Origin of the sequence: Methyloversatilis sp. (assembly GCF_030696805.1) — a bacterium.
GTDB lineage: Bacteria > Pseudomonadota > Gammaproteobacteria > Burkholderiales > Rhodocyclaceae > Methyloversatilis.
In genome coordinates this window covers 1-24,546 of the sequence record NZ_JAUYRO010000117.1, presented here as the reverse complement: position 1 = coordinate 24,546, position 24,546 = coordinate 1, and the positions used below count along the sequence as shown (strand labels likewise).

Annotated in this window: 38 protein-coding genes and 1 pseudogene; 5 read left to right on the top strand and 34 right to left on the bottom strand. The window is 60.2% G+C overall.

Annotation, left to right across the window (positions count from 1 at the left end; genetic code table 11):
* Nucleotides 1-59: 59 nt before the first annotated feature.
* The 4 genes from xdp1 to Q8R75_RS18815 form a co-directional block, all read right to left on the bottom strand.
* Nucleotides 60-836: an exosortase-dependent surface protein XDP1 gene (xdp1, locus tag Q8R75_RS18830; RefSeq protein ID WP_305613866.1), complete on the bottom strand. Its 777-nt coding sequence runs from the start codon at nt 834-836 to the stop codon at nt 60-62.
* A 137-nt stretch (nt 837-973) separates the two neighbouring features.
* On the bottom strand, nt 974-3,772 hold the full coding sequence (prsT, locus tag Q8R75_RS18825; RefSeq protein WP_305613867.1) for an XrtA/PEP-CTERM system TPR-repeat protein PrsT: 2,799 nt from the start codon (nt 3,770-3,772) through the stop codon (nt 974-976).
* A gap of 103 nt (nt 3,773-3,875) precedes the next feature.
* Complete coding sequence (locus tag Q8R75_RS18820) at nt 3,876-4,463, bottom strand: alkaline phosphatase PhoX (RefSeq protein WP_305613868.1); 588 nt, start codon at nt 4,461-4,463, stop codon at nt 3,876-3,878.
* Between the two features lie 66 nt (nt 4,464-4,529).
* Nucleotides 4,530-5,453, bottom strand: a complete 924-nt coding sequence (locus Q8R75_RS18815; protein WP_305613869.1) for a CysB family HTH-type transcriptional regulator — start codon at nt 5,451-5,453, stop codon at nt 4,530-4,532.
* 111 nt (nt 5,454-5,564) lie between these two features.
* Here Q8R75_RS18815 and Q8R75_RS18810 point away from each other — a divergent pair, with 111 nt between their 5' ends.
* From Q8R75_RS18810 to cobA, 5 genes are read left to right on the top strand one after another with little or no spacing between them, the layout of a single operon-like run.
* Nucleotides 5,565-6,350 (top strand): sulfite exporter TauE/SafE family protein, encoded by a 786-nt coding sequence (locus tag Q8R75_RS18810; protein ID WP_305613870.1) that lies wholly within the window; start codon nt 5,565-5,567, stop codon nt 6,348-6,350.
* Nucleotides 6,351-6,408: 58 nt separating this feature from the next.
* A complete protein-coding gene (locus Q8R75_RS18805; RefSeq protein ID WP_305613871.1) occupies nt 6,409-8,091 on the top strand; it encodes a nitrite/sulfite reductase in 1,683 nt (560 codons plus the stop codon).
* Nucleotides 8,084-8,698, top strand: a complete 615-nt coding sequence (locus Q8R75_RS18800; RefSeq protein WP_305613872.1) for a DUF934 domain-containing protein — start codon at nt 8,084-8,086, stop codon at nt 8,696-8,698. Before Q8R75_RS18805 ends, Q8R75_RS18800 begins: the two co-directional genes overlap by 8 nt.
* Nucleotides 8,695-9,423 carry a phosphoadenylyl-sulfate reductase gene (locus tag Q8R75_RS18795; protein WP_305613873.1) on the top strand — a complete coding sequence of 243 codons (729 nt, stop codon included), beginning with the start codon at nt 8,695-8,697 and terminating at the stop codon, nt 9,421-9,423. Before Q8R75_RS18800 ends, Q8R75_RS18795 begins: the two co-directional genes overlap by 4 nt.
* Nucleotides 9,407-10,219 carry a uroporphyrinogen-III C-methyltransferase gene (gene cobA, locus Q8R75_RS18790; protein ID WP_305613874.1) on the top strand — a complete coding sequence of 271 codons (813 nt, stop codon included), beginning with the start codon at nt 9,407-9,409 and terminating at the stop codon, nt 10,217-10,219. Before Q8R75_RS18795 ends, cobA begins: the two co-directional genes overlap by 17 nt.
* Before the next feature lie 76 nt (nt 10,220-10,295).
* On the opposite strand, the gene rplQ is transcribed toward cobA, so the two are convergent.
* The 30 genes and pseudogenes from rplQ to Q8R75_RS18640 all read right to left on the bottom strand — a co-directional run.
* Complete coding sequence (gene rplQ, locus Q8R75_RS18785; RefSeq protein WP_305613875.1) at nt 10,296-10,688, bottom strand: 50S ribosomal protein L17; 393 nt, start codon at nt 10,686-10,688, stop codon at nt 10,296-10,298.
* Nucleotides 10,689-10,770: 82 nt separating this feature from the next.
* Complete coding sequence (gene rpoA / locus Q8R75_RS18780) at nt 10,771-11,748, bottom strand: DNA-directed RNA polymerase subunit alpha (protein WP_305663824.1); 978 nt, start codon at nt 11,746-11,748, stop codon at nt 10,771-10,773.
* 40 nt (nt 11,749-11,788) lie between these two features.
* Nucleotides 11,789-12,418: a 30S ribosomal protein S4 gene (rpsD, locus tag Q8R75_RS18775; RefSeq protein ID WP_257082194.1), complete on the bottom strand. Its 630-nt coding sequence runs from the start codon at nt 12,416-12,418 to the stop codon at nt 11,789-11,791.
* A gap of 13 nt (nt 12,419-12,431) precedes the next feature.
* Nucleotides 12,432-12,821, bottom strand: a complete 390-nt coding sequence (gene rpsK / locus Q8R75_RS18770; protein ID WP_008061749.1) for a 30S ribosomal protein S11 — start codon at nt 12,819-12,821, stop codon at nt 12,432-12,434.
* Nucleotides 12,822-12,843: 22 nt separating this feature from the next.
* Nucleotides 12,844-13,209: a 30S ribosomal protein S13 gene (gene rpsM / locus Q8R75_RS18765; RefSeq protein WP_069039320.1), complete on the bottom strand. Its 366-nt coding sequence runs from the start codon at nt 13,207-13,209 to the stop codon at nt 12,844-12,846.
* A 54-nt stretch (nt 13,210-13,263) separates the two neighbouring features.
* Entirely contained in the window at nt 13,264-13,377 is a 114-nt protein-coding gene (rpmJ, locus tag Q8R75_RS18760) for a 50S ribosomal protein L36 (protein ID WP_083224033.1), read from the bottom strand.
* Nucleotides 13,378-13,407: 30 nt separating this feature from the next.
* On the bottom strand, nt 13,408-13,626 hold the full coding sequence (gene infA, locus Q8R75_RS18755; RefSeq protein ID WP_018413356.1) for a translation initiation factor IF-1: 219 nt from the start codon (nt 13,624-13,626) through the stop codon (nt 13,408-13,410).
* Between the two features lie 6 nt (nt 13,627-13,632).
* The gene (secY, locus tag Q8R75_RS18750) at nt 13,633-14,958 is read right to left on the bottom strand and encodes a preprotein translocase subunit SecY (protein ID WP_069039319.1); all 1,326 of its coding nucleotides are present in this window, start codon (nt 14,956-14,958) and stop codon (nt 13,633-13,635) included.
* Between the two features lie 3 nt (nt 14,959-14,961).
* A complete protein-coding gene (rplO, locus tag Q8R75_RS18745; protein ID WP_069039318.1) occupies nt 14,962-15,396 on the bottom strand; it encodes a 50S ribosomal protein L15 in 435 nt (144 codons plus the stop codon).
* Nucleotides 15,397-15,579: a 50S ribosomal protein L30 gene (rpmD, locus tag Q8R75_RS18740; RefSeq protein ID WP_069039317.1), complete on the bottom strand. Its 183-nt coding sequence runs from the start codon at nt 15,577-15,579 to the stop codon at nt 15,397-15,399.
* 8 nt (nt 15,580-15,587) lie between these two features.
* Complete coding sequence (gene rpsE, locus Q8R75_RS18735) at nt 15,588-16,112, bottom strand: 30S ribosomal protein S5 (RefSeq protein WP_305614786.1); 525 nt, start codon at nt 16,110-16,112, stop codon at nt 15,588-15,590.
* A 20-nt stretch (nt 16,113-16,132) separates the two neighbouring features.
* The gene (rplR, locus tag Q8R75_RS18730) at nt 16,133-16,486 is read right to left on the bottom strand and encodes a 50S ribosomal protein L18 (protein ID WP_069040633.1); all 354 of its coding nucleotides are present in this window, start codon (nt 16,484-16,486) and stop codon (nt 16,133-16,135) included.
* An 11-nt stretch (nt 16,487-16,497) separates the two neighbouring features.
* Complete coding sequence (gene rplF, locus Q8R75_RS18725; protein ID WP_305614787.1) at nt 16,498-17,031, bottom strand: 50S ribosomal protein L6; 534 nt, start codon at nt 17,029-17,031, stop codon at nt 16,498-16,500.
* Nucleotides 17,032-17,041: 10 nt separating this feature from the next.
* Nucleotides 17,042-17,437, bottom strand: coding sequence for a 30S ribosomal protein S8 (gene rpsH, locus Q8R75_RS18720; protein WP_305614788.1), 396 nt, complete (start codon nt 17,435-17,437; stop codon nt 17,042-17,044).
* Nucleotides 17,438-17,449: 12 nt separating this feature from the next.
* On the bottom strand, nt 17,450-17,755 hold the full coding sequence (gene rpsN / locus Q8R75_RS18715; RefSeq protein WP_305614789.1) for a 30S ribosomal protein S14: 306 nt from the start codon (nt 17,753-17,755) through the stop codon (nt 17,450-17,452).
* Between the two features lie 7 nt (nt 17,756-17,762).
* Nucleotides 17,763-18,302, bottom strand: a complete 540-nt coding sequence (rplE, locus tag Q8R75_RS18710) for a 50S ribosomal protein L5 (RefSeq protein ID WP_257098474.1) — start codon at nt 18,300-18,302, stop codon at nt 17,763-17,765.
* Between the two features lie 37 nt (nt 18,303-18,339).
* On the bottom strand, nt 18,340-18,657 hold the full coding sequence (gene rplX / locus Q8R75_RS18705) for a 50S ribosomal protein L24 (RefSeq protein ID WP_257082182.1): 318 nt from the start codon (nt 18,655-18,657) through the stop codon (nt 18,340-18,342).
* A 19-nt stretch (nt 18,658-18,676) separates the two neighbouring features.
* Entirely contained in the window at nt 18,677-19,045 is a 369-nt protein-coding gene (rplN, locus tag Q8R75_RS18700; RefSeq protein WP_069039310.1) for a 50S ribosomal protein L14, read from the bottom strand.
* Between the two features lie 148 nt (nt 19,046-19,193).
* The gene (rpsQ, locus tag Q8R75_RS18695) at nt 19,194-19,463 is read right to left on the bottom strand and encodes a 30S ribosomal protein S17 (RefSeq protein ID WP_069039309.1); all 270 of its coding nucleotides are present in this window, start codon (nt 19,461-19,463) and stop codon (nt 19,194-19,196) included.
* Nucleotides 19,460-19,654, bottom strand: a complete 195-nt coding sequence (gene rpmC / locus Q8R75_RS18690; RefSeq protein WP_257082271.1) for a 50S ribosomal protein L29 — start codon at nt 19,652-19,654, stop codon at nt 19,460-19,462. Before rpmC ends, rpsQ begins: the two co-directional genes overlap by 4 nt.
* 3 nt (nt 19,655-19,657) lie before the next feature.
* Complete coding sequence (gene rplP, locus Q8R75_RS18685) at nt 19,658-20,071, bottom strand: 50S ribosomal protein L16 (RefSeq protein ID WP_069039307.1); 414 nt, start codon at nt 20,069-20,071, stop codon at nt 19,658-19,660.
* Nucleotides 20,040-20,897: a 30S ribosomal protein S3 gene (rpsC, locus tag Q8R75_RS18680; RefSeq protein ID WP_305614790.1), complete on the bottom strand. Its 858-nt coding sequence runs from the start codon at nt 20,895-20,897 to the stop codon at nt 20,040-20,042. The genes rplP and rpsC overlap by 32 nt, the downstream gene beginning before the upstream one ends.
* Before the next feature lie 5 nt (nt 20,898-20,902).
* A complete protein-coding gene (gene rplV / locus Q8R75_RS18675) occupies nt 20,903-21,232 on the bottom strand; it encodes a 50S ribosomal protein L22 (RefSeq protein WP_069039305.1) in 330 nt (109 codons plus the stop codon).
* A gap of 12 nt (nt 21,233-21,244) precedes the next feature.
* Nucleotides 21,245-21,520 (bottom strand): 30S ribosomal protein S19, encoded by a 276-nt coding sequence (rpsS, locus tag Q8R75_RS18670; RefSeq protein WP_069039304.1) that lies wholly within the window; start codon nt 21,518-21,520, stop codon nt 21,245-21,247.
* A 10-nt stretch (nt 21,521-21,530) separates the two neighbouring features.
* Nucleotides 21,531-22,358: a 50S ribosomal protein L2 gene (rplB, locus tag Q8R75_RS18665; RefSeq protein ID WP_305614791.1), complete on the bottom strand. Its 828-nt coding sequence runs from the start codon at nt 22,356-22,358 to the stop codon at nt 21,531-21,533.
* Entirely contained in the window at nt 22,358-22,684 is a 327-nt protein-coding gene (gene rplW, locus Q8R75_RS18660) for a 50S ribosomal protein L23 (protein ID WP_257098473.1), read from the bottom strand. The genes rplB and rplW overlap by 1 nt, the downstream gene beginning before the upstream one ends.
* Entirely contained in the window at nt 22,681-23,304 is a 624-nt protein-coding gene (gene rplD, locus Q8R75_RS18655; protein WP_305614792.1) for a 50S ribosomal protein L4, read from the bottom strand. Before rplD ends, rplW begins: the two co-directional genes overlap by 4 nt.
* Nucleotides 23,305-23,314: 10 nt before the next feature.
* Nucleotides 23,315-23,956 carry a 50S ribosomal protein L3 gene (gene rplC, locus Q8R75_RS18650; RefSeq protein ID WP_305614793.1) on the bottom strand — a complete coding sequence of 214 codons (642 nt, stop codon included), beginning with the start codon at nt 23,954-23,956 and terminating at the stop codon, nt 23,315-23,317.
* A 111-nt stretch (nt 23,957-24,067) separates the two neighbouring features.
* Nucleotides 24,068-24,379 (bottom strand): 30S ribosomal protein S10, encoded by a 312-nt coding sequence (rpsJ, locus tag Q8R75_RS18645; protein WP_069039299.1) that lies wholly within the window; start codon nt 24,377-24,379, stop codon nt 24,068-24,070.
* Between the two features lie 66 nt (nt 24,380-24,445).
* Nucleotides 24,446-24,546 (bottom strand): annotated as a pseudogene (locus tag Q8R75_RS18640) (elongation factor Tu); the annotation flags it as partial.

Genomic DNA, 24,546 nt, shown 5'->3' with positions numbered 1-24,546 from the left:
GGCCTGCAATGGACGAAAAAAAACCGCGCGCTGCGCGGTTTTTTCTGTCCCCGAACCGATCAAGCCGACTTGCGGCGACGAGTCAGGATCATACCGGCAAGGGCAACACCCACCAGAGCCAGCGATTCTGGCTCAGGTACGCCCGTCGAGGGCGGCTGCGTCGGCTTGTACGAACCGGTGATGCCTGCGAGCTTCACGTAATCGAGCTTATCCGACGCCGGCCCCGGCGTGACGAGCCAATAGCGCGAATAGGTGCTGTTGGTCGTAAGGCGCGGATCCGTCGGGCCCGTGAAGTCGCCGATCTTGGTCCAGCCGGTCAGCGTCGAATAGTCCTTCGTCAGGATCGTGCCGGTCGTGAAGGCCGTATTGCTGGTGTAGGCATAGAGCTGGATATCGGAGTCGTTTGTCGTCCATCCGAAATCGAGCTGTTCCATCGTGAAAGCCGACGAGAACGAAAACAGGATCGATTCGACCGCACCCTGGTTATCGAACGAGTGCTGCGTTCCGTTCAAAGTACCATTCGTATTCACTTCGTCGTTCGTGCTGCTGTCACGACTGGTCACGCCCAGACCGCTTGAACCTTGATAGTTCAGGTAAGCAGCTTCGATCTTCGCGTTCGTCGCAGTGTTCGCGAACGCGTTCATCGTGACCGAATTGCCCGCGCCGTTTGTGTAGGTCATCGACGAAAACTCGGCGACCTGCGACGCAAAGCCGGGGGCGCCGACCGACGAGGTTGCAGTGGAGGTGAATGACCAGCTCGTCGACGCAGCCGATACGGCACCGCTCAAACCGATCAGCAGAGCGATACTCAGAATTTTCAGGCTTTTCTTTTTCATCATTTGATCCTTGGAAGTCATTGACTAGACTGACTGTCAGCAAATCATTAGCAAAATTGAGGCCAGTTTTGAATATCAAATGAAATCAAATACTTGATAACTGCAAAAATGTGTGTTGTAAAGATATCCGACAACACTCAGTCGGCTCCAAGTTCGGCTCTGAGCGAGCGAGCGCTGTCAATCCCCGGAAACGACCTGCCTGACTGCAGCGCGGCCTCCAGTTCCTGAAACGCTTCACCCTTTCGTCCCGACTTGGCCAGGGCCCAGGCCAGGTGGTAGCGGATTTCCGGATTGGCCGGGTCTCGCAGGCGCGCCTCGCGCAGATGACGCAATCCCGCATCGAGTTGGGCCTTCTGCACCAGGATCCATCCGAGCGTATCCAGGATCAAGGCGTCGCCTGGCGCCAGCTTGAAGGCGCGCTCGGCGGTCTGCTGCGCCGCGGGGTCCTTGAGCTGCCACTGCAGATTGGCGAGATTGTTCAACACTGGCGCCGATTCCCCGGCCTTCAGCACGGTTTCGAGTGTCGCCTTGGCTTCGCGCAAATGGCCGGCATCGGTCTGTGCCTGGGACAGCAGGAGCTTCATCGCCATGTCGCGTGGTCTCGATTTGACCAACGCTTCGACCGACGCCCTCGCCTGCGACGCGTTGCCGGCCCGCCGGTGCGTTTCGTACAGGCGTCCGGCGACATCGACCCCTGCACCCTTCGAAAGCGCCACCCCGTAGTGGTCGATCGCTTCAGCCCACCTGCTGCGTGCGAACGCAACGTCCCCCGCCAGCTTGAATGCTTCCGGAGGCGGCTTCGCGGCTCTGAGGAGCTGCTGGGCGCGCGCATCGGCCTTGTCCAGTGCGCCTTCGCCAAGCAGAAGTTCGCCTTGCATGACCTTGGCCGGCACGAAATCCGGCGCGCCCTGCAACGCCTTTTCAAGGCTGTAGGCGGCACCGGACGGGTTGCCTGCCTGCATTTGCAGGCGCGCGATCCGGTACTGCGCAACGGCGTCGAAATCTGCCGCACGCGTCATCGACGTGAGTGTCGCGCGCGCGCCTGCTGCGTCGCTGCGGGCAAGCTGAACCCGGACCAGCGCCGCCTGCACGGCAAGGTAGCCCGGTTGACTTGGACTGCTGTCCTTGGCCACTTCAAGCGCCTTGTCCAGCGCTCCCGTCTGGAGGTATAGCTCGATCAGCGCGATCTGGCCGTCGACGTGCCTGCGATGCTTGTCGCGCAGAATCTCCAGGCCGCGCAACGCCTCGGCCGTCCGCTTCTCGCGTACGTCGAGCTGCGCCAGTTCGAAAAGTGCGGAAGGGTGGTCAGGCTTTTCCTTGAGCAGCGCAAGGAGCCGGGTCCGCGCCTCGGCCGGTTTGCCTTCGGCGAGTTCCAGCTTGACCAGATTGAGCTTGACGCTGTCGAAATTCTTGTCTTTCGAAAGCGCCTTGTCGTACGCCTTGCGCGCACCCGCAAAATCGCCCGCGGCTGCACGCGCGACGCCGAGCACATTCAGCGCCGGAAGATTGTCCGGCTCGCGCTTGATCACCTCTTCCATCAGCTCCGCTGCGCGCCGGGGTTGCTGCTCGCGCAGCGCGGTGAGTGCGAGCGCCATGCTTGCCCGGCCCTGACCGGGATCGTCCTTGACCACCTCGCGCAACTGCGCAAGGCCTTCCTGCGTCTGCTTCGACCCGAGCAGGCTGAGGCCGAGCGAAGTCTGTATCTCCGGAGACTTGCCCAGCCTGGAGGCTTGTTCAAGCAGTTCAGTGGCGCGCTCATGTCGCTTGAGCTTGCCGTAGGCTGTCGCCATCAGCGACAGTACTTCGGGATCACGGGTACCGCTGCGCATCAAAGGTTCGAGCGTTACGATGCCGGACGCCGGATCTCCGCCCGCGATCTGCAGCGAGGCAAGCGGCTTTCGCGCGGCCGGCTGTGACGGGAAAAACCGCACGTGCAGTTCAAAATACTCTTTCGCCTTTGCTGGTCCACCAAGGCTCAGATGCGCCAGACCGGCAATCAGCGCGAGATGGGAGCGACTGGTCAGTGCGCCGCGCGGCAACGGATCGATGATGTTGACGACTTCGCCGAGCAGTTTCCTGGCACCGTCGCGATCCCCTTCGAGGTCGGCAATCACGGCGCGCAGATAAGCGGCGCGCGGTTCGGTCTTGTCGACCTTCGCCAGCTGCAGCAGTGACACTTTCGCCTCGGCCATGCGTCCGAGATCCATCATTACCGAGCTTCTTCCGAGCAGGGCCTCGCTATTGTCGGCCGCGAATTTCAGCGCCTGATCATAGTATTCAAGCGCCACCGCCAAATTGCCAGAGGCATAGGCAACCGCCGCACGTGCCGTCCAGGCATCGGTATCCGCGGGGCCGAGGCCGGTCGCCTGCTCGGCCAGCGTCGCGGCTTCTTCGGCGCGTCCCGCACCGAGCGCGAAGCGGGCGTGGAGTGCAAGCGCGGACGGCGCATTCGGGTTGAGTGCGCGAGCCTCATTGATGACCGCAATCGCCTGGGCGTACTGGCTCGACTCCTGATGCGCACGGGCTCGCAGCAGCAGCAAGTCATACCGGATTCCAGGAGGCAGATCGGTCGGCTGCAGTGTTTCAAGCAGCTCTTTCTGCTGGCCGATGGCCAGCAGGACATTGGCCAGCGGAACGATGTACTCGGCGCGCGATGCACCTCGGCGCTGCGCCTCGCGCAAGGCCACCTCAGCGGCGGCGAAATCGCCCTTGCGGAGTCCGGCTCGCCCCATGAGCAGATGGGCCGCCAGCATGCCCGGGTCGGCCTTCAGCGCGTTCTTGAGCTGGATGATCGCGCCAGCGTCGTCCTTGCGCTCGTAGCGCAGCAGTGCGTCTTCATAGTAACGGCCGGCCTCATCGGCCGCGCGGGCCGAGAAAGAGGCCAGCACACCTGCGAACAGGATGATTGCGATCAGCGACCAGTGGGAACGTTTCATGGAATGCGAAGATGCGGAACGACTTCGGATTATAGAAGTCGTCCCGCTGTCGATACCGTGACCATGTCACGGTGGCGCTGGGTGAGCAGCGCCTGCCGACTGCCTAGCCGCGCAAGCGCGCGGCAGCGCTGCCGATGCGCTGATGGTGAAGTTTTGTATCGATGACTTCCACCAACGCGCGCCCATGCCAGGCGAAGCTCAGGCTCGCCGCGTCACCAAGGGCCTCACGCCAGTTGAGCGCCGGTGTTGCGCGATCGCACAGCAACAGGGCGCCGCCCTCGCTGCGTGCCTGTGGCGCAAACAGCCCTTCGATGCGCGACGCGCCGGCACGGCAGGCTGCGTCGGCCGGGTCGGCCAGGATGGCCTGGAGACTTTCATAGCCGTCGCGCACTGACAGACCATGGCGCGCCAGCACCAGTGGCAGCCATCGGCCATGACCTTCGCCCGAGCCGTCGGCGCCCAGGCTGGCGACATACAGTGTGCCGTGTGGCAGCGCGCCGCTGGAAGCTGCCGGACCGACGAACTTGAACAGGTGCATCGGCCGCGAGGCTTCGGTCAGGTAGAGCACCGTGCGACCGTCCTTGGCCTGCACCGGCTGACTGGCGAGATAGCGCACCCCCGCGAGCTCGGCAACGCCGGTGTCGGGGTCGAGCATCAGTGGATGAAGCGGATCAGCGTGCAATTCGGTCATGGCGGCAAGCCCGGAAGGTCGTTGCCTGCACTGTCGCCGCCGGAGGTTACCGCCTCGTGAAGGTGCTCAGCCACGGCCAAGCGCCTGATCGACCACATCACGGTTGAGCGCGGACGCAAACTGCTCGATGAAGTCGTAGGTGTAGCCACGCAGCCATGCGTTGCGGTGCAGGCCGATGCGGGTGGTGCTCGGCTCGAACAGGTGAGCACAGTCAAGCGCGCGCAGGGCGCGGTCCTGCTCAGGGTCGAACGCCATCTGCGCGACGATGCCGACACCGAGCCCCAACGCGACATAGGTCTTGATGATGTCGGCGTCGATGGCACTCAGCATGATGTTGGGCGACAACGACTGCGCGGCGAACGCGCGATTGACGGTGGAACCACCGGTGAAGGCGAAGTCGTAGGTGATCAGCGGCCACTCGGCGATGGCCGCCAGCGTCAGCGGCCTCTCACTGAGCAGCGGATGGCCGGGCGGGGTAATCAGGCAGCGGTTCCACTGGTAGCAGGGCAGGCTGATGAGTTGTTCGTACTCGTCGATCGCTTCGGTCGCAATCGCCAGATCGGCCTCGCCTGACAACACGTATTCGCAGCACTGCGTCGGATTGCCCTGATGCAGCGCGACTTTCACCTCGGGGTGGGCACGCATGAACTCGGGCAGGATGCTCGGCAGCACGTAGCGCGCCTGCGTGTGCGTCATGGCGATGGTCAGCCGGCCGCGTTCGCCGACCGCGTATTCTTCGCCCACCTGCCTGAGCGCCCCAATGTCGCGCAGCATGCGCCGCGCGATCGCCACCACTTCTTCGCCCGGGCGCGTCATTGCCACCAGTCGCTTGCCCTGCCGGATGAACACGTCGACGCCCAGCTCGGCTTCCAGCAGGCTGATCTGCCGCGACACGCCGGACTGCGAAGTATGGAGCGCCCGCGCCGCCTCGGACACATTCAGGTTGCGCTGGGCGACTTCCGCGACGTAGCGCAGCTGTTGCAGGTTCATGGGGGTGGCCTTTAGCACTAGAAGTGCTTTTAATCTTACTTCAAAGCATTTCCGATTATCTTGCTGTCCCACTAAGCTGCGCCCTTTCCGCGCGCTTGTTCGCACATACACATGGAATTCGGCTATTCCATCGCTGGTTTCTTCGTCGGCGCCATCGTCGGACTGACCGGTGTGGGCGGCGGCTCGCTGATGACGCCGCTGCTGGTGTTGCTGTTCGGCATCCACCCTGCAGTAGCCGTCGGCACCGACCTGCTGTACGCCGCATTGACCAAGGCCGGTGGAGCACTGGTGCATGGGCGCAACCAGACCGTTGACTGGCGCATCGTGACCGGTCTGGGCGCCGGCAGCGTGCCGGCGGCGGCATTGACGTTATGGTGGTTATCGACGCATTCCCGCTCAGCTTATGGCAGTGCGTCGGTCATCAGCGGTACCCTCGGCATCGCGTTGGTGATGACGGCCTGTGCATTGCTTTTTCGCAAGCGGCTGCAGGCAGTGGCCGAACGGCCGGGCATCCGTGGGTGGCGGGAACGCAATCTGCGCGCACTGACGATGGGTACGGGCGCGATACTCGGCGCACTCGTTACGATCTCTTCGGTCGGTGCCGGCGCACTGGGGACAGCGGCACTGGTATTTCTATACCCACGCCTGTCGGCGGTGCGCATTGTCGGCAGCGACATCGCCCACGCCGTGCCGCTTACTCTGGTAGCCGGTCTCGGTCACTGGTGGCTCGGCAACGTCGACTGGGCGCTGCTGGGCGCGCTGCTGATCGGTTCGCTGCCCGGCATCGCGATCGGCAGCCAGGTCGCGGCGCGTCTGCCGGAGCGTTTTCTTCGCCCGCTGCTGGCGACCATGCTGTTCGGCGTCGGCGGCAAGCTGAGCCTGAATCTTCTAGGCTGACTTTTTGATATGGCGACCCGGCCTGCGGGCGGGCGCCGACGAACGGAAGAATACATCCATGTATCGCTACGACGAATACGACCACACGCTGGTGCTCGAGCGTGTCGCGCAGTACCGGGACCAGTTGCAGCGCAACCTCGCGGGTGAGTTGTCGGACGACGAGTTCCGGCCGCTGCGGCTGCAGAACGGCCTGTACATCCAGCGCCACGCGCCGATGCTGCGCGTCGCCATTCCGTACGGCATGCTGTCGAGCACCCAGCTGCGCAAACTGTCCGACATCGGTCGGCGCTACGACCGCGGCTACGGCCACTTCTCGACCCGGCAGAACATGCAGTTCAACTGGCCGAGGCTGGAAGACACGGGTGACATCCTCGCCGAACTGGCCACGGTGGAAATGCACGCCATCCAGACCTCGGGCAACTGCATCCGCAACATCACGACCGACCCGTTCGCTGGCGTCGCGCCGGATGAGATCGTCGACCCGCGGCCGTACTGCGAGATGCTGCGCCAATGGTCAACCTTCCACCCGGAGTTCGCCTTCCTGCCGCGCAAGTTCAAGATCGCCGTCAGCGGCACGCTTGAAGACCGTGCCGTGACCTACGCGCACGATGTTGGCCTGCAGCTGTATCGCGACGAGAAGGGCGAGGTGCTCGCCCGAGTCATCGTCGGTGGCGGCATGGGCCGCACGCCGATACTGGGCAGCGTCATCCATGACGCTCTGCCATGGCAGCACCTGCCGACCTATCTCGACGCCGTGCTGCGCGTGTATAACCGCTACGGTCGTCGTGACAACGCCTACAAGGCGCGCATCAAGATTCTGGTGAAGGCCATTGGCGCCGAGACGTTCGCCCGACAGGTGGACGACGAGTGGCAACTGGAACGTGACGGCATCGCTACCGTGACGCAGGCCGAACTGGACCGCGCGAGCGCCGCATTCACCGACCCGGACGCACCGCTCCGCCCGGCAAGCGACGAAGGCTTCGACGCAAAACTTGCATCCGATCCGGCGTTCGCCCGCTGGGTGTCGCGCTGCGTGCGCGGGCACAAGCGGCCGGGCTACCGCGCGGTGACGCTGTCGCTGAAGCCGACCGGTGTCGCGCCGGGCGACATTTCCTGTAAGCAGATGGACGCGCTGGCCGATCTGGCGGACCGTTACAGCTTCTGCGAACTGCGGGTGTCGCACGAGCAGAATGTGGTTCTGGCCGACGTCGCACTGGCCGACCTGTACGAACTGTGGCTGGGCGCCCGCGCGCACGGACTGGCGACGCCGAACATCGGGCTGCTGACGGACATCATCTGCTGCCCGGGTGGCGATTTCTGCTCGCTGGCCAATGCGAAGTCGATCCCGATCGCACAGGCGATCCAGGAGGCTTTCGAAAATCTCGACTACCTGTACGACGTGGGTGATCTTGAGCTCAACATTTCTGGCTGCATGAATTCCTGTGGTCATCACCACGTTGGTCACATCGGCATTCTGGGCGTCGACAAGACCGGCTCCGAGTGGTACCAGGTGTCGATCGGCGGCTCGCAGGGCAACCTGACATCGCTCGGCGACGTTATCGGCCCGTCGTTCGCGGCCGAAGAGGTGCCGGCCGTCATCACCAAACTGGTCGAGACCTACGTCGAGCAACGCACCCCGGAAGAGCGATTCATCGATACCGTACGCCGCCTCGGCATGGCGCCGTTCAAGGCGGGCGTCTATGGCGAATCCACGAAGAAGACCGAGGTGATTCATGGCTGAACTGATCCGCGGCACCGAAGTGGTTGTCGACGACTGGACCTGGGTGCGGCTGCCCGAGACGAATGAACCGGTGCGCAAGTCGGCGGGCAAGGTGGTGCTGTTCAAGCTCACCGGCGAACCGGCTGCGTCGGAAGACGTCATTGCCGCCTGCGATTTTCCGGCGGGCAAGGTATTGCTGCCGCTGTCGGTGTGGCTCCGCCGTCGCGACGAACTGGCGACCCGCGCCGACAAAGGCGAGATCGGCGTCTGGCTGGACAGCCATGAAGAGCCAGCCGTGCTGGCTGAAAGCCTTGGCGGGAATTTGAACCGACTGCCGTTGATCGGCGTTAACTTTCCGAAATTCATCGACGGCCGCGGTTACTCGATCGCCTTCATCCTGCGCACTCGCTACGGCTACCGGAACGAGCTGCGGGCGCTGGGCGACGTGCTGCGCGACCAGATGTTTTTCTTCCACCGCTGCGGCTTCGACGCCTATCTGCTGCGTGCCGATCAAAAGGCAGACCGCTGCATTGGTGCGCTGAAGGACTTCACGACACCGTATCAGACTTCGACAGACGGCCAGCCGCCGATCTTTCGCCGTCGTTCCGCAGCGGGAGACCGTCCGTGAGCAACCCGATGATCCATCCGAACGTGAGCGACGCACTGCGCGCGAAGGTGGCCGAGAAAACGGTGGCTACCATCGACCGCCTGCGTCAGGCTGCAGCTGATTTTCAGCCGATCGGCTTTGCGAGCAGCATGGGCGCAGAGGACATGCTGCTGACCGACCTCATCCAGCGGCACGACATCGAAATCGAAATCTTCACGCTCGACACCGGCCGCCTGCCCGCCGAGACCTACGACTTGATGGCAAAGGCCGATTCACACTACGGAGCGCGGCCGGTCACGTGGTTTCCGCGCCATGAAGCCGTTGAGGAATATGTACGCAAGCACGGCATCAATGCCTTCTATCACTCGGTCGAACTGCGCAAGGCCTGCTGTGGCATGCGCAAAGTCGAGCCGCTGAAGCGTGCTCTGGCCGGTAAGAAGGCCTGGATCACCGGCATGCGTGCGCAACAGTCGACCACGCGCGCCGATCTGCCGCTGCGCGAGTTCGACGAGTCGCACGGTATAGAGAAATTCAATCCGCTTTCCGACTGGACCGAGCGCGAGGTATGGGTTTATATCCAGACCGAGGGCGTGCCGTACAACGCGCTGCACGAACAGTTCTTCCCCAGCATCGGCTGCCAGCCCTGTACGCGTGCGATTTCCCCCGGCGAAGACATCCGCGCAGGGCGCTGGTGGTGGGAAAACCCGGAGAGCAAGGAGTGCGGCCTGCATGTCAAAGGCGACTGACGCGCATCTGCCCGGCAAGGTGTGGCTGGTCGGCGCCGGCCCGGGCGCGGTGGATCTGCTGACCCTGCGCGCCGCAAAACTGCTTGCCGAGGCCGATGTCGTATTGCACGACGCGCTGATTGGTGAAGAGGTGCTGGCGCTCGCTACCCGGGCGAAGCGCATACCAGTTGGCAAACGCTGCGGCCGGCATTCGACGGCCCAGCGCTTCATCAACCAGCAACTGGTGCATGCAGCACGCTCGCACGCAGTGGTGGTTCGCCTCAAAGGGGGCGATCCGATGTTGTTCGGCCGGGCGCAGGAAGAAATGGATGCACTCGCCGAAGCCGGCATCGATTACGAAGTGGTGTCCGGCATCACAGCAGCAAGTGCCGCCTGCGCTCAACTGCGCGTTTCGTTGACGCGGCGTGGCCTTTCACGCAGCGTTGCCTTGCTTACACCGCGCGCGGGCGCAGGCGAAAACCCGTCGCAGGCGCTGCGTACAAATGCCGATGTGCCTACATTGGCGCTGTATATGGCTTCGCACGAATCGATGGCCATTGCGCACGAACTGATGGAATACGGACGCGCTCCCGACACCCCGGTCGCGATCATCGAAAACGCCAGCCTTCCGTCTTCACGCGAATGTTTGACAACCTTGTCCGTCCTTGCGGCACGGCCGGTTTCGGAACTGCTCGGTACGGAAGGCCCCCCGGAAGGCGCCGTACTGGTCATGCTGGGAGAAGTGTTCCGCGAAATGCTGGCGCAACGGATCGATCAATTCGAGCCGCTTGCGCAGCACGCTCCGCACGCAGCCTGATCGCGTTTCAATTGCTAGCGACGGACAATGAAAAAGCCTCGCGATGCGAGGCTTTTTCATTGTGGAAGGCGCGACATTATTCGGCGACTTCGACCGCTTCGGCGCTGTCATCAGGGCGATCCATGAGCTGCACAAACGCCATCGGCGCGTTGTCGCCCTGCCGGAAGCCCATCTTCAGAATGCTGAGGTAGCCACCGTTGCGGGTCGCGTAGCGCGGGCCGAGCACGTCGAAAATCTTGCACACGACTTCACGATCACGCAGACGCGAGAAAGCAAGGCGGCGATTCGACAGGTTGGGCGTCTTGCCAAGATTGATCAGCGGTTCGACGACGCGACGCAGTTCCTTGGCTTTCGGCACGGTGGTCTTGATCGCTTCGTGACGAAGCAGAGAAACCGCCATGTTGCGGAACATCGCTTCGCGATGCGAGCTGGTGCGATTGAGTTTTCTGAGACCGTTACGATGACGCATGATGACTCCGTAAAATTATGCGGCCACCGCGGGTCAGGCAAGTGGCCGGTTCATATTGTGACCGGGCGGACCCGGCTGGGGCTTAACCCCGATCGAGACCAGCCGGCGGCCAGTTCTCGAGCTTCATACCCAGCGTCAAGCCGCGTGAAGCGAGTACTTCCTTGATTTCGTTGAGCGACTTGCGACCCAGATTCGGGGTCTTGAGCAACTCAGTCTCGGTGCGCTGGATCAGATCGCCGATGTAATAGATGTTCTCGGCCTTCAGACAGTTGGCAGAGCGAACCGTCAATTCGAGATCATCTACCGGACGCAGCAGGATCGGATCGATCTGCGCCGGACGACGCGCTTCGACGGCCGGCGCCGTACCTTCCAGCTCAGCGAAGATCGACAGCTGATCCACCAACACGCGGGCCGCGTAACGGACCGCTTCTTCAGGTTCAACAGCGCCGTTGGTTTCGACGTCCATCACCAGACGGTCAAGATCGGTACGCTGTTCGACGCGCGCCGACTCGACCGAATAGCTCACGCGGCGAACCGGGCTGAAACTAGCGTCCAGCAGGATGTGGCCAATCGCCTTGCTTTCCGACGTGTGCTGACGCAACGTACCCGGAACATAACCGCGACCCTGCTCAATCTTGAACTGAAGCTCAAGCTTGCCACCAGGTGCAACGTGGGCGATGACGTGTTCCGGATTAACGATTTCGACGTCGTGCGTGACTTCGATATCGCCAGCGGTCACGACACCCTCGCCGGTTTTCGACAGGCGCAGGTAGGCTTCCGAGCGGTTGTGCAGCTTGAGTACGACACCCTTCAGGTTCAGCAGGATATCGACCACGTCCTCGCGAACACCATCGAGCGTCGAATACTCGTGGAGTACGCCTTCGATCTGCACTTCAGTCGGCGCGAAGCCGGGCATGGACGACAGGAGAATGCGGCGGAGCGCGTTGCCCAGCGTGTGCCCGAATCCGCGCTCGAACGGCTCCATCACAACACGTGCGTGAGCCGGTGAAAGATTTTGTACGTCAATGATGCGCGGTTTCAAGAGAGCATTGCTTTGCATCTGCAGTCCTCAGTGACGTCAGCGCTGATCGCACACGCGATCAGCGGGAATACAGTTCGACAACCAAACTTTCGTTGATCGTCGACGGAAGGTCGGTGCGTGCCGGCAGAGCCTTGAACACACCGCGAGCCGCCTTGGAATCGACGTCGATCCAGTCCGGGAAGCCACGCGATGCCTGGGCTTCAAGCGCACCTTTCGAACGCAGATGTGCCTTGGCGCGTTCGGTCAGTTCGACCACATCGCCCGGACGCACTTCGTACGAAGGAATATTCACACGCTTGCCATTGACCAAAACGCCGTTGTGACGCACCACCTGACGTGACTCGGCACGCGATGCGCCGAAACCCATGCGATACGCAACCGTGTCGAGACGGCTTTCCAGCAGCTGCAGCATGTTTTCGCCTGTCTGGCCCTTGCGGCGCACAGCTTCAGCGTACACGCGGCGGAACTGGCGCTCGAGAACGCCGTAGATGCGGCGAATCTTCTGCTTTTCACGCAACTGCTGACCGAAGCCAGACAGACGCTGACCGGATTTCTGTCCGTGCTGTCCAGGCGCATAGGACCGACGTTCGATCGCGCACTTGTCTGTGAAGCACTTTTCGCCCTTCAGGAAGAGCTTTTCGCCTTCGCGACGGCACTGACGACATTTCGGGTCGAGATTACGAGCCATTCTCTACTTCCTCTCAGATACGCCGGCGCTTGGGCGGACGGCAGCCGTTGTGCGGGATCGGCGTGATATCGGTGATCGACGAAATCTTGATACCGAGCGCATTGAGCGCACGCACAGCCGACTCTCGGCCCGGACCGGGGCCCTTGATGCGCACTTCCAGATTCTTCACGCCACACTCGACTGCCACCTTGCCGGCAGCTTCGGCAGCAACCTGCGCGGCAAAAGGTGTGCTTTTGCGCGAGCCTTTGAAGCCGGCGCCACCGGAAGTGGCCCACGACAGAGCATTGCCCTGGCGATCGGTGATCGTGATGATCGTGTTATTGAAAGAAGCGTGAATGTGCGCGATGCCTTCCGCGACGTTCTTCTTGACTTTCTTCCTTACTTTTGCAGCACTCTTGACCATGATCGTGTCCTGTTAGCGGCGCTTACTTCTTGCCGCCGGAGATCGACTTGCGCGGTCCCTTGCGGGTACGTGCGTTCGTGCGGGTACGCTGACCACGAAGCGGAAGGCCGCGACGATGACGAACACCGCGGTAGCACCCGAGATCCATCAGGCGCTTGATGTTCATCGTCACTTCGCGACGAAGGTCACCTTCAATCGTGAACTTGCCGACCTCTTCCCGCAGCCGATCCATTTCGGCCTCCGAGAGGTCTTTGATCTTGGCGGTGCGGGTTACCCCGGCAGCGTCACAGATCTTTTGTGAGCGGGACCGACCGACGCCGAAGATCGCGGTGAGAGCGATCTCGGTGTGCTGGTGGTTAGGAATGTTTACGCCGGCGATACGGGCCATGCAGTCACCCCGAAAAGCGAAACCTTAAATTTTATCAAAAACCACTAGCAAGCGTCAACCTTGACGCTGCTTGTGACGTGGATCCGCGCAAATGACACGCACAACCCCGTGGCGACGAATCACCTTGCACTTGCGGCAAACGCGCTTTACAGAAGCTTGGACTTTCATCCTATTTCTCCAGCTGAACCAAACGCCGACTTACTTGGCGCGAAACACGATGCGACCTTTTGTGAGGTCATAAGGCGTGAGCTGCACCGTTACCTTGTCTCCGGGAAGAATCCGGATGTAATGCATCCTCATCTTTCCGGAAATATGCCCGAGAACCACGTGTCCATTTTCGAGCTTCACGCGAAACGTCGCATTAGGCAGGGTTTCAACAACTTCCCCCTGCATTTCAATGACATCTTCCTTGGACATAAGTACCTAGCGCGTCGGGAATCCAGTCCCGCGGAAATTTGCTTTCTTCAACAAACTTTCGTACTGATGCGACATGACATAGGCCTGCACCTGTGACATGAAGTCCATCGTCACGACAACGATGATCAGCAACGACGTACCGCCGAAATAAAACGGCACATTCCATTTAAGGATCAGAAACTCCGGAAGCAGACACACGAGCGTGATGTACACCGCGCCCACCAGCGTGAGGCGCGTCAGAATCTTGTCGATGTAGCGCGCAGTCTGCTCACCAGGACGAATGCCAGGCACAAAGGCGCCGCTCTTCTTCAGGTTGTCTGCGGTCTCTTTCGCGTTGAACACCAGCGCAGTGTAAAAAAAGCAGAAAAACACGATCGCAGCCGCATACAGCAACACGTACACCGGCTGCCCAGGAGAGAGCGTTGCCGCGAGATCCTTGAGCCAACGCGTACTTTCAGTCGTGGCAAACCAACCAGCCAGCGTCGCTGGAAACAAGATGATCGACGAGGCGAAAATCGGCGGAATAACGCCTGCCATATTGAGCTTCAAAGGCAAATGCGAACTCTGGCCGCCGTACACCTTGTTGCCCACCTGGCGTTTTGCGTAATTGACCAGGATCTTGCGCTGGCCACGCTCAACAAAGACAACAACAGCTGTCACGGCAATGACGAGCGCCACAATGAACAACGCAGTCAGTTCATGCATCGCCCCAGTGTTGACCAGTTCAAGCAAGCCGCCTATCGCACCGGGCAGACCCGCTGCGATTCCTGCAAAAATGATTATCGAAATACCGTTACCTACACCGCGCTCGGTGATCTGTTCGCCCAACCACATCAGAAACATCGTGCCGGTTACAAGTGTCGAGATCGTCACGAATCGGAACATCATGCCAGGATCAAGTACCAACCCTGGCTGTGACTCAAGTGCAATCGAAATTCCGATCGCCTGAAACAACGCGAGTACCAGCGTTCCATAACGGGTGTACTGCGTGATTTTCCTGCGGCCGGCTTCGCCTTCCTTCTTGAGCGCTTCAAGCGTCGGAACCGCAACCGTCAGCAGCTGCATGATGATCGACGCCGAAATGTACGGCATGATCCCCAAGGCAAAGATCGTGAATCTCGAAAGAGCGCCACCTGAGAATAGGTTGAACACTCCAAGAATGCCGCCCTGCTGCCCCTGGAACAACTCCGCAAGACGCGCAGGGTCGATGCCGGGCACAGGTATGTGCGCGCCTAATCGATAAACAATCAGCGCACCTGCAAGAAACCACAGGCGGCGCCAAAGATCTCCGAATTTTGCGCTACGACCAGGCTGCTGGGCGGCAGTGACCAAAACTTACTCCCCGACCTGGCCGCCAGCTGCTTCAATAGCAGCCCGCGCACCCTTCGTCGCACCGATTCCACGCAGCGCAACCTTGCGGGTGATCTCGCCAGACAGAACAACCTTGGCAGCCAGCGCATCGCGCGGCACGAGATTGAACTGCTTGAGCACGAGCAGATCGATCTCTTCAACCGGCAGGCGCGACAGAGAAGACAAATTCACTTCTGCATTTCGGGCCCGGGTCAGTGACTTGAACCCACGCTTCGGGAGACGGCGCTGGAGCGGCATCTGACCGCCTTCAAAACCGACGCTCTTCCAACCACCCGAGCGCGATTTCTGGCCTTTGTGACCACGTCCGCACGTCTTGCCCAAACCACTGCCGATGCCGCGGCCAACACGGCGACGAGCGTGCTTGGAGCCCTCAGCGGGCTTGATATCATTCAGTTCCATTTACGCCTCGAGCTTCAGCAGATAGACCACCTTGTTGATCATGCCGCGAACCGCAGGCGTATCTTCAAGGACGACAGTGTGGTTGATTCGACGCAGACCCAATCCGCGTACCGTTGCGCGGTGGTCCTGCTTGCGACCGATCAGGCTCTTGATCAGCGTGACCTTCAAAGTTTTTTCAGCCATGTGCGACCTCAGCCGAGAATTTCCGCAACGGACTTGCCGCGCTTGGCGGCAATTTCGGACGGAGTGCTCATGCGCGAAAGGCCGTTCAGCGTCGCACGCACAAGGTTGTAGGGATTGGACGAACCGAGCGACTTTGCCACCACATCCGTAACGCCCATGACTTCAAACACGGCGCGCATTGGACCGCCCGCGATGATGCCGGTACCGGGCGCAGCAGGTTGGATAAGCACTGTCGAAGCGCCATGGTGCCCGATGATCTGGTGGTGAAAACTTCCATTACGTAGACTGACGCGCGACATCTTGCGACGCGCCTCTTCCATCGCCTTCTGGACAGCAACAGGCACTTCACGCGCCTTGCCCTTGCCCATGCCGATGCCGCCGTCTCCGTCGCCAACTACGGTCAGAGCAGCGAAACCGAGAATACGACCGCCCTTCACGACCTTCGTGACACGGTTGATCGACACCATTTTTTCACGCAGGCCATCGTCGCGCTCTTCCTGGGCCTGGTGTTGCTTCCGTTGTGGTTTAGCCATCGCTTTAGTCGCCTGAACAGTTAGAACTTAAGACCGCCTTCGCGGGCGGCCTCAGCGAGCGCCTTGATACGGCCGTGATACTTGAATCCGCCACGGTCGAAGGCAACCTGCTCGACACCCTGAGCGCGTGCGCGCTCGGCGATGAGCTTTCCCACCAGCGTAGCTGCCTGTACGTTCCCGCCATTGCTCAACTCTTTGCGCACCGACTCTTCTACAGTCGATGCTGCTGCAATAACACGCGTACCGCAGCCCGAATACACCTGAGCGTAAATATGGCTGTTGCTGCGGTGCACCGACAGCCGAACTGCCTTCAGTTGCGCGATCCGTGCGCGAGTCTGACGGGAACGACGCAAACGGGATTGATTCTTGTCCATGTTCGTCACCCCTACTTCTTCTTCGTCTCTTTGATCACTACCACCTCATCCGAATAACGGACACCCTTGCCTTTGTAAGGCTCGGGCTGGCGGTAAGCCCTGATTTCGGCAGCAACCTGACCCACCAGCTGCTTGTCGATACCCTTGATGCGAATTTCCGTCTGAACAGGCGTCTCGACCTTGATACCGGCCGGCATCTCGTGCACAACCGGATGTGAGAAGCCAAGCGACAAATTGAGCTTGTCGCCCTGAGCCTGTGCCTTATAGCCAACACCGACGAGCATGAGCTTGCGCTCGAAACCCTGCGTGACGCCCTGAACCATGTTTGCAACGAGTGCGCGCATGGTGCCGGACAACGCCTTTGTGTTTTCCTTGCCATCGATCTGCGCAAAGCGGACTTCGGCAGCATCAACTGACACCGAAACAGCCGGATTGATGAATCTACTGATTTCCCCTAGCGGCCCCTTGACCGAAAGTTCGCCGTTGTTCAGCGCAACAGTCACACCCTTGGGAACGACAACCGGATTTTTCGCTATTCGTGACATGTCAGTTTCCTCAAGCCACGATGCACAGCACTTCGCCGCCGACCTTCTCGGCGCGTGCCTTGCGATCCGTCATGACACCACGCGGCGTCGATACGATAGCAACACCGAGACCATTCATGACGCGCGGAAGATCATCCGAGCCGCGATAGACGCGAAGCCCCGGGCGACTTATTCTTTCGATGCGTTCGATGACCGGACGCCCCGAGTAATACTTGAGAACAAGCTCAAGATCGGATTTCTGACCATTCGCACGGACAGAGAAACCCTCAATATAGCCTTCGGATTGCAGCACCCCGGCGATCGCAACCTTGATCTTCGAGGAAGGCATGACAACAGAGCCTTTCTGCGCCATTTGTGCATTGCGGATGCGGGTCAGCATGTCCGCAATCGGATCACTCATGCTCATCTTGTACCCCTGTTACCAACTAGCCTTGACCATCCCGGGCACTTCACCCCGGAAGGCCGCTTCACGCACCTTCATGCGGCACAGACCAAACTTGCGAAACACGCCACGCGGGCGACCGGTCTGTTCGCAACGATTGCGCAGACGCGTCGGGTTCGCATTACGCGGAAGCGCCTGCAACTTGAGTCGGGCGGACGCGTGCTCCGAATCACTCGCCGACATGTCGGCAATAACAGCTTCGAGAGTTGCACGCTTGGAGGCGAACTTGGCGACCAATTTTTCGCGCTTTTTCTCGCGGTTAATCAATGACAACTTGGCCATGGCAACCTCAATTCTTGAACGGGAATTTGAATGCGGCGAGAAGAGCTTTAGCTTCTTCGTCGGTCTTGGCGGTGGTCGTAATACTGATATTCATCCCGCGGAGCACGTCGATCTTGTCGTACTCGATTTCCGGGAAAATAATCTGTTCCTTGACGCCCACGTTGTAGTTGCCCCTACCGTCAAAACCCTTGCCTGACACACCTCGGAAGTCACGAACGCGCGGCATTGCAACGGTGATCAACCGGTCGAGAAATTCAAACATGCGCGGACCACGCAGCGTAACCATGCAGCCGATCGGGTAGCCCTGGCGGATCTTGAAACCAGCGATCGCCTTGCGCGCCTTGGTGATGACCGGCTTCTGACCGGCGATCTTGACCATGTCGCCCACTGCGTGCTCAAGCACCTTCTTGTCACCGATCGCCTCACCAACACCCATATTGAGGGTGATCTTGGTGATACGCGGCACTTCCATCACCGACTTGTAACCAAAGCGGGTCGTCAATTCGCCCACCACGGCCTCTTTGTAATACTGCTGCAAGCGCGCCATCGTCATTCCTTATCCCAGACTGCCGGAGGAGAAGCCTTTAAGCCTTCACCAACTCGCCGTTCGACTTGAAGAAACGCACTTTCGTACCATCTTCAAGAGTTTTGATACCGACTCGATCACCCTTGCTGGTGGCCGGGTTGAACAACGCCACATTGGAAATGTCGATCGGCATTTCCTTTTCGACGATGCCACCCTGCTGCCCCTTCATCGGGTTCGGCCGCTGATGTTTCTTGACGCGATTGATGCCTTCAACGAGCACGGCACGCTCATCGACGCGACGCAGCACGGTTCCGCGGCGACCGCGGTCCTTGCCGGCCAGCACGACCACTTCGTCGCCCTTGCGAATCTTTTCCATCAATATTCTCCCGCGGGCCTCAGAGGACTTCTGGCGCCAGCGACACGATCTTCATGAACCGCTCGCCACGCAACTCGCGCGTAACGGGCCCAAAAATGCGCGTGCCGATCGGCTCCAGCTTGTTGTTCAACAACACAGCGGCATTGTTGTCGAACTTCACAAGCGAACCGTCCGGACGCCGGACACCCTTTGCGGTGCGCACGACGACGGCATTGTAGACTTCGCCCTTCTTGACGCGACCACGGGGCGCCGCATCCTTGATCGTGACCTTGATCACGTCGCCGATGCCCGCATAACGGCGCTTAGAACCACCAAGCACCTTGATACACATCACTGAACGCGCGCCCGTGTTATCGGCCACGTTCAGGATGGATTGCATCTGGATCATTTAATTTCTCCAACTTATCCCGCTCAGCAAGCGGTCAGTCTTGGACCCGTCAGGGTTTAGGACGAGCCCAACAGATTCAAGGCTCGTAAAGCACAGCACGCAACAATAGCATGCCGGGAGGAGGCGAGCAAGCCCCTCCCGTGCCAAATCAGATGATTCGTGCCACTTCCATTACCTGTGTCACCTTCCACGCCTTGGTACGGCTGATCGGACGACACTCGACAATCTGAACCAGATCGCCTTCGTGCGCCTCGAGACCTTCGACATGTGCGTGGTATTTCTTCGAACGCATGATGACCTTGCCGTAGAGCGGGTGCTTGACGCGGCGCTCGACCAGGACCGTTACAGTCTTATCCATCTTGTCACTGACCACACGCCCGACCAGCGTGCGATTGACCTTTTGATTGGTCTCGCTCATTTCGCGTTCGCCTTTTCCTGCAGCAGCGTGCGCACACGAGCGATATCGCGGCGAACGTTCTTCAGCTGGTTGGTATTGGTCAACTGCTGGGTCGCCTTCTGCATGCGCATGGAAAACTGCGCCTTCAGGAGTTCGATCAGCTCCGTATTCAATTCGGCGGTGTCTTTGACCCGCAGATCCTTAGCTTTCATCACTTACCCCAGTTGTCGTATGACAAAGGTGGTTTCAAGCGGAAGCTTGGCCGCAGCAAGGCGGAACGCCTCGCGCGCCAGTGCTTCGTCGACGCCATCCATCTCGTACAGCACCTTGCCTGGCTGGATTTCGGCCACCCAGTACTCCGGATTACCCTTGCCGTTACCCATGCGAACTTCAGCGGGCTTTTGCGAAATCGGCTTGTCCGGGAAAATCCGGATCCAGATGCGACCACCCCGCTTGATGTGACGGGTCATCGCACGACGCGCAGCCTCGATCTGGCGAGCCGTCAAACGGCCGCGCGCAGTTGCCTTGAGACCATACTCGCCAAACGAAACCTTGGTGCCGCGGGTGGCGAGGCCCTTGTTGCGGCCCTTTTGCTCCTTACGATACTTCCTTCTCGCCGGCTGCAGCATTATTAGCTCCTGACTTTCTGACTCGTTTCGAAGTGCCCTTCACGTCGGCATCTGCCGGCGCTGCAGCACCTTCGGGCTTGGCATCGCGGGCCGGGCGACGGCCTGCCGGCGGGCGGTTATCGCCTTCCGGACGGCGACCATCACGACGCGGACGGCGTGCATTGTCGTTCTCTTCGGCAACCGCCGGGGCTTCGCCACGGGCAAGCATTTCGCCCTTGAATACCCAGACCTTGATACCGATGACACCGTAGGTCGTCTTCGCTTCCGACGTACCGTAATCGATGTCTGCGCGCAGGGTATGCAAAGGCACGCGACCTTCGCGGTACCACTCACGGCGCGCGATCTCGATGCCGTTCAGCCGACCCGACGACATGATCTTGATGCCCTGCGCACCCAGGCGCATGGCGTTCTGCATCGCCCGCTTCATTGCGCGGCGGAACATGATCCGCTTTTCAAGCTGTTGGGCGATCGAGTCCGCAATCAGTTGCGCATCAATCTCGGGCTTGCGGATTTCCTCGATGTTCACATGTACCGGTACACCCATCATCTTGGCGAGTTGGGCCTTGATCAGTTCGATCTCTTCACCCTTCTTGCCGATCACGACTCCAGGCCGAGCCGAGAACACGGTGATACGGGCATTCTTCGCCGGGCGTTCAATAATCACGCGCCCCACCGAAGCGTGCGCGAGCTTCTTCTTGAGAAACGCGCGAACCTCGAGGTCCTGGTTCAGCATTCGACTGAAGTCCTTGCTCGATGCGAACCAGCGTGACGTCCAGTTGTGCGTGACCGCCAAACGGAAGCCGGTCGGATGAATCTTCTGTCCCATAACCTTCAGTCTCCAACCGTGACGAACACGTGGCAGGTCTGCTTCACGATCTGATTGCCGCGACCCTTTGCACGAGCGGTGAATCGCTTCAGCACCGCACCCTTTTCCACGTAGATGGTCTTCACCTTCAGGCTGTCGATGTCCGCGCCATCGTTATGCTCAGCATTGGCGATCGCGGATTCGACGACCTTCTTGATGATCTTGGCACCCTTTTTCGGGCTGAAAGCCAGAATGTTGAGAGCCTGACCAACCGGTTTGCCGCGGACGAGGTCGGCAACGAGCCTACCCTTCTGCGCCGACAGGCGCACGCCGCGAAGATTTGCACGGGTTTCCATAGTCATCGCTCCTTACTTCTTGGCTTTCTTGCCGGCGGTGTGACCCTTGAATGTCCGGGTCAGCGCAAATTCGCCGAGCTTGTGACCGACCATGTTTTCCGAAACATAGACCGGAATGTGCTGACGACCGTTGTGTACCGCGATGGTCAGGCCGATGAAATCCGGCAGTACCGTCGAACGACGCGACCAGGTCTTGATCGGGCGCTTGTCGTTGGAGGAGCGAGCCGTGTCCACCTTTGCCAGCAGGTGGGCATCGACGAACGGGCCCTTCTTGATTGAACGTGCCATTGCCTACCTCTTATCGCTTGTAACGGCGCTGCACGATCATGTTGCTCGTGCGCTTGTTGCTGCGGGTACGGTAGCCCTTGGTCGGCTGCCCCCACGGACTGACCGGCACTCGGCCTTCGCCGGTACGGCCTTCACCACCACCATGCGGGTGGTCGATCGGATTCATCGCGGTACCGCGGACCGTCGGGCGCACGCCGCGCCAACGGGTTGCGCCTGCCTTGCCGAGCTTGCGAAGATTGTTCTCTTCGTTTCCGACTTCACCGACCGTTGCACGGCATTCCACATGCACACGCCGTATTTCACCGGAGCGCAGCCGCAACTGGGCATAACTGCCTTCCCGTGCCAGCAGCTGAACCGAGGTGCCTGCAGCACGCGCAATCTGCGCGCCCTTGCCCGGCATCAATTCGATGCAATGCACCGTCGAGCCGACCGGAATGTTGCGCAGCGGCAAAGTGTTGCCCGACTTGATCGGCGCTTCGGAACCGCTGAGCAACTGTTGCCCCACCACCAGGCCCTTCGGCGCAATAATGTATCGACGTTCGCCGTCTGCGTAACACAACAGCGCGATATGCGCCGAACGATTCGGGTCGTATTCGATCCGCTCGACCTTGGCCGGGATGCCGTCCTTGTTGCGGCGGAAGTCGATCACTCGATATTGCTGGCGATGACCGCCACCCTTGTGACGGGTCGTGATGTGGCCGTGATTGTTGCGACCAGCGGTCTTGCTCTGACTTTCGGTCAGCGAATCCAGCGGGCGACCCTTGTACAGGCTCGCATTCACGACCTTGACGACGGCACGGCGGCCGGCCGACGTCGGCTTGACTTTGACGAGTGCCATCAGACAGCTCCTCCTTCAGCAAACTGGATGTCCTGGCCGCGCTTGATGCACACGAATGCCTTCTTCCAGTCACTGCGACGGCCGAAACTACGGCCGAAGCGCTTGACCTTGCCTTTGACGTTCAGAACCTGGACCGACAACACCTCGATCTTGTTGTCGCCCTTGCTGAACAACAGTTCAACGGCCGCTTTGATTTCCGGCTTGGTCGCATCGGATGCCACCTTGAACACAACCTGATTGTTGCGGTCGGCAATGAAGGTTGCTTTCTCGGAAATCTGCGGCGCGAGCAGAACCTGCATCAGCCTTTCCTGCGAAAAGTTGCTCATGCCCACATCTCCTCGAATTTGCTCATCGCGTTGCGCGTGATCAGCACCTTGCCGAAACGGATGAGCGACACCGGGTCTGCCTCATGCGCTTCGAGCACCAGCACGTTGTGCAGGTTGCGCGACGACAGGAACAGGTTCTCATCCAGTTCGTCCGTGATCACCAGAACCGAATCGAGCCCCATATCCTTAAGCTTGCTCGACAGGAGCTTTGTTTTCGGCGCCTCAATGCTGAAGCTTTCGACCACTGCAACGCGATCTTCGCGGGCCAGCTGGGAAAGAATCGCGGCGATGCCTGCGCGATACATCTTGCGGTTCACCTTCTGCGAGAAATTCTCGTCAGGCGAATTCGGGAAAATACGACCGCCGCCACGCCACAGCGGGCTTGAGGACATACCGGCGCGCGCGCGGCCAGTGCCCTTCTGGCGCCACGGCTTGCGGGTCGTGTGCTTGACCAGAGTGCGGTCCTTCTGGGCACGCGTACCCTGGCGCGCGTTGGCCTGATAGGCCACCACCACCTGATGCACGAGTGCTTCGTTGTATTCGCGAGCAAACAACGCGTCGGATGCTTGCACCGTCGACGATTGCTGACCTGCATCATTCAGAACTTTTAATTCAGCCATCGCGCTCTCCTCAGCCCTTGACCGCGGGCAGGACGATTACGTCGCCGCCCTTGGAACCCGGAACTGCGCCCTTGATGAGCAGCAACTGACGGGCTTCGTCGATGCGCACGACTTCGAGGCCCTGCTGGGTGCGCTTGACGTCACCTAGATGGCCTGCCATGCGCTTGCCTGGGAACACGCGACCCGGATCTTGCGCCATACCGATCGAGCCGGCAGAGTTGTGCGAAACCGAATTCCCGTGCGATGCGCGGTTGGACGAAAAGTGGTGACGCTTGATGGCACCGGCATAGCCTTTACCAATCGTCGTCCCCGTCACGTCCACCTTCTGGCCCACAGCGAACACTGAAGCCGGGCTGATAGTGTCACCCGCCTTGAACTGTTCAAGCTGAGCGGCATCGACGCGGAACTCGCGCAACACCTGCCCTGCCTCGACACCTGCTTTGGCGAAGTGACCTGCTGCGGCCTTGTTCACGCGAGTAGCGCGACGCTTGCCGAAAGCGACCTGCACCGACGAGTACCCGTCGGTTTCTGCTGTCTTGATCTGGGTGACGCGATTGTTCGACACATCGACCACTGTCACCGGAACGGTCTGTCCGTCATCGGTGAAAATGCGCGTCATGCCGACCTTGCGCCCCACAAGGCCTAAAGTCATGTTTATTCTCCTCATCCCGGTTGCGATTGACCAGGATTCGTTTCAACTGCCACCGGAACATCCGGTGACCCTTGCCCGGCAAAAAGAACGCCGGAAAAAACTGCGCTGCTCCTACTGAAGCTTGATTTCCACGTCAACGCCAGCCGGCAGATCGAGCTTCATCAATGCATCGACAGTCTTGTCGGTCGGATCAATGATGTCCATCAGGCGGACATGGGTACGAATTTCAAATTGGTCGCGCGACGTCTTGTTGACGTGCGGCGAGCGCAGGATGTTGAAGCGCTCAATGCGCGTGGGCAACGGAACCGGACCACGGACAACTGCTCCGGTGCGCTTTGCGGTATCCACGATTTCAAGAGCCGACTGATCGATCAAGCGGTAGTCGAACGCTTTGAGGCGGATACGGATTTTTTGGCTTGCCATTATATTTCCTAAAGAGCGAAAGAGCTGACCCGACCTGCTCGCGCAGACCGGGGAACATCAACCTGCTTAAGCGATGATCTTGGCAACCACGCCCGCACCCACCGTACGACCGCCTTCGCGGATCGCAAAGCGCAGACCTTCTTCCATCGCGATCGGCGCAATCAGCT